Annotated in this window: 1 pseudogene; it reads right to left on the reverse strand. The window is 68.7% G+C overall.

From position 1 onward, the window contains the following. Positions 1-175, reverse strand: a pseudogene (locus ACFVXG_RS46045) (IS1380 family transposase); the annotation flags it as partial. Positions 176-364 lie beyond the last annotated feature (189 nt).

Below are 364 nucleotides of genomic sequence, written 5' to 3' on the forward strand. Positions count from 1 at the left end.
GTCCAGCACGGTGATGTGGTCGGCGGCGGTGTTGGATCCGGCGTTGCCGGGGCGCAGGAGCACGGCTGCGGGTTCCCCGGTCAGCCCGTCGCCGTGGTCGATGATCGCTGCCAGGGGGGTGGAATCCGAAGTGTTTCTTCCACGTCGGGGTGGCATGCTCTTTGTCGGAGTGGGAGAGGATTTCGGTGGCGTCCAGGTCGATGACCAGTGGATTGTCGGTGGTGGCCCGGGCTGCGGGGTTGCGGGTGCCGCAGGCGGCCCAGGCGGCTCGACGGGCCGATTTCATCCCCGCCAGGATCGCCGTGGTGCCGTCAGAACCCAGGCCGGCGAGTTCTGCGTGGCGGCGATGCACCGTGGAGTCTGA

The sequence above is a fragment of the Kitasatospora sp. NPDC058162 genome (assembly GCF_042884005.1).
Lineage (GTDB): Bacteria > Actinomycetota > Actinomycetes > Streptomycetales > Streptomycetaceae > Kitasatospora.